This window comes from Roseisolibacter sp. H3M3-2, from assembly GCF_029211165.1.
Lineage (GTDB): Bacteria > Gemmatimonadota > Gemmatimonadetes > Gemmatimonadales > Gemmatimonadaceae > Roseisolibacter.
This window is the reverse complement of the sequence record NZ_JARGEK010000531.1, coordinates 1-2509: the sequence shown is the minus strand read 5'-3', so window position 1 is coordinate 2509 and position 2509 is coordinate 1. Positions and strand designations below refer to the sequence as shown.

Here is a 2509-nt window from a genome sequence, read left to right as displayed (position 1 = left end):
CGGCGGTGCTGTCCGCCGACGCGCGCGCCGCGGTCGCCGAGCTGTCGCGCATCGGGGCGGTCGCGCCCGAGCCGCTGCGGCTGGTCGTCAGCCTGCGCGAGCGCAGGCTCTGGCTGGTGGCCGGGGACACGGTGCGCTTCGAGGCGCCGGTCGCGGTCGGGCGCAACACGCCGCGCGCGCTGGCGCACCCCGACCGCCCCCGGCCGACGTTCGCGACGCCGTCGGGACGGTTCGTGGTCGAGCGGCGCGACTCGATGCCGCAGTGGGTGCCGCCCGACTGGCACTACGCCGAGCAGGCGCGGAAGCGCGGGCGGCGCCTGGTGCGGCTGGGCGGGGGCGGATACACCACCAGCGACGGGCGGACGGTGCGCGTCGTCGGCGGCCACGTGGTCGCCCAGTCCCCCGACGGCACGGTCGAGCGACTGTCCGCCCGCTCGGGGCGCGAGATCGTCGTCGACGGCGCGATCCTCGTGCCCCCGCTCGGCACCTCCGCCCGCCGCTACCCCGGCGTGCTCGGCCCGCGCCGCCTCGCGCTGGGCGGGGAGCTGGGGATCCACGGCACCAGCGAGCCCGGCTCGATCGGGAAGGCCGTGACCCACGGCTGCATCCGGCTGGACAACGCGACGATCTCGGCGCTCTATCCGCTCGTCCCGGTGGGGACGCCGGTCTACCTCTACTAGAACGGTTCGGGATCGCGTGGGGCGGCGGTCCGCGTGGATACGCGGGCGTCGTCGGATCGCGACCCGAGCGCCGGGCGCCGGGCGCCGAGGATCGCGCCGCGTTTGGCGCCCGGCGCTCGGGTCGCGGCGGCCGCCGGCGTCCGGGGGCCGCGCGAGCCTCCGTCTTCCCACGACATCGAGCACCACTCCGGATGTCGATGCGACCCGTCCGTTCGATGATCCGCGCCGTCGCGGCGACGCTCGGGCTCGCGCTCGGCGTCGCGGCGTGCGGCCCGCCCCCCGACCCGATGGCGGACCGCTTCGCGGAGGCGGCGCGCGACGGGCGCGCGGTGCGCGACACGATCGACGGCCGGCCCGTCGCGTTGCTGGCGGAGGAGTGTCGCGTGTACGACCTCACGGCGCCGCCCGATGACGAGGGCGCGCGCGAGCCGGTGCTGACACCCGACCCGTATCCGTGGTTCAGCTCCTGCACGCGCCAGCGCGTCGCGCGCGAGGGGGCGCACGTGGTGGTGACGCTGGGGCGCACGGCGTTCGGCGCCGGCGGCTGCTGTGCCGCGGGGGGCACCTACCGCACGCGCGACGGCCGCGCCTGGGAGCGGCAGACGGACGGGGGCGGCTGGGCGCCCGTGTCCGAGCCCCAGCCGCCCCCGCCCGCGGATACGTCGGCGGCCGCGGATTCGGCCGCCGACTCGACCGTGCCCTAGCGGTGCCGCCCCTCGACGTGGTAGTCGACGACGACGTTGGCGACGACGAGCTTCCCGCCCTCGCGCACCACGTAGAGCACGAACGGCCGCGCGTCCGCGCCGCCGCGCCGCGCGGCGTACCGGTAGTACGCGAACCCCTGGTCGCCGAACCCGGTCGTCGTGCGCGTCACCGTGGACGCCCCCGCCGGCTCCGGGCGCTCGGCGAAGAATGGCAGCACCCGGGTGCGGACCACCTGCGCCACCTGCGCCGCGCCGGCCTGCGCCTGCAGCTTGGCGCTGATCATTCGCACCACACGCGCCGAGTCGCCCGCGGCCGCGGCGGCGAGGAACTCGGTGGCGAGGGCGCCGAACGCCTGCTCCTCGCGCATCATCTCGAGGTCCGCCGAGACGGAGGACGCCGGATCGGCGGCGGCGGGACGGGCGGCCTGGGCGCCGAGCGGCGCGGCGGCGAGCGAGAGCAGGATGAAGAGGGACGGGCGGGGCATATGAGCGATCTCCGGTGACGGGAGCGGGTGGGCGGCGATGACGCCCCCACCATGCGCCCGCGCGATCACCAGTCGATCACCAGTTCCTCTCCAGAGAGCAGGGGAATCGGATCGGAAGGATCGGATCGGATCCCTCCGATCCGATTCCTGGCCGTTGCTCAGCGCCGTCCCGCGACGAACGGGCGCGGCGCGGGAAGGCGGAGCGGTCGCCCCGACGGATCGGTCGTGCCCGGCGGGCTCGCCCCGAGCTCGAGCACCGACGCCCCGAAGCGCTGCGTCCCGGAACGTCCCGGCAATCGCCCCTCCTCGGAGCGCAGCCGGCGAACGGGAGGGAGAACGGATCGGCCGGATGCAACGGATCCGATTCATCCGTCTCATCCGTTCTCCCGGCTGTTGCCGAGTACACGGGGCCAGGTGCGCGGCCGCTGGACGCATGGTAGGATGGGCACCGCCGCGACGACGCGGCCGTCCACCGTCGAAGCTCCCGCATGGTCACGCCCGTCCGCCGCACGTCCGTCGCGCTGCTGCTCCTCGCCCTCGCCGCCTGCGCCGGGGCGCGCGGCGCCGCCGCCGCCGTCCCCGCGGCGGCCGCCGACCCGCCGCTCGCGGGAAGTCGGAGGCCAAGCGGTCTTAGGAAGAC

3 protein-coding genes are annotated in these 2509 nt (G+C 76.4%); 2 read left to right on the top strand and 1 reads right to left on the bottom strand.

The window, feature by feature from the left end; all coding sequences use genetic code 11:
- Positions 1-680, top strand: a 680-nt coding sequence (locus tag PYV61_RS24065; RefSeq protein WP_275836414.1) for a L,D-transpeptidase, incomplete at its 5' end; no start/stop codon positions are given.
- A gap of 197 nt (positions 681-877) precedes the next feature.
- Positions 878-1384: a hypothetical protein gene (locus PYV61_RS24060; RefSeq protein ID WP_275836413.1), complete on the top strand. Its 507-nt coding sequence runs from the start codon at positions 878-880 to the stop codon at positions 1382-1384.
- On the opposite strand, the gene PYV61_RS24055 is transcribed toward PYV61_RS24060, so the two are convergent.
- Positions 1381-1869 carry a hypothetical protein gene (locus PYV61_RS24055; RefSeq protein ID WP_275836412.1) on the bottom strand — a complete coding sequence of 163 codons (489 nt, stop codon included), beginning with the start codon at positions 1867-1869 and terminating at the stop codon, positions 1381-1383. The genes PYV61_RS24060 and PYV61_RS24055 overlap by 4 nt on opposite strands.
- Positions 1870-2509 lie beyond the last annotated feature (640 nt).

What these genes read in the sequence shown, in the direction of transcription:
- PYV61_RS24060 (WP_275836413.1), top strand. Translation starts at nt 878, where the DNA reads ATGCGACCCGTCCGTTCGATGATCCGCGCCGTCGCGGCGACGCTCGGG.
- PYV61_RS24055 (WP_275836412.1), bottom strand. Translation starts at nt 1,869, where the DNA reads ATGCCCCGCCCGTCCCTCTTCATCCTGCTCTCGCTCGCCGCCGCGCCG.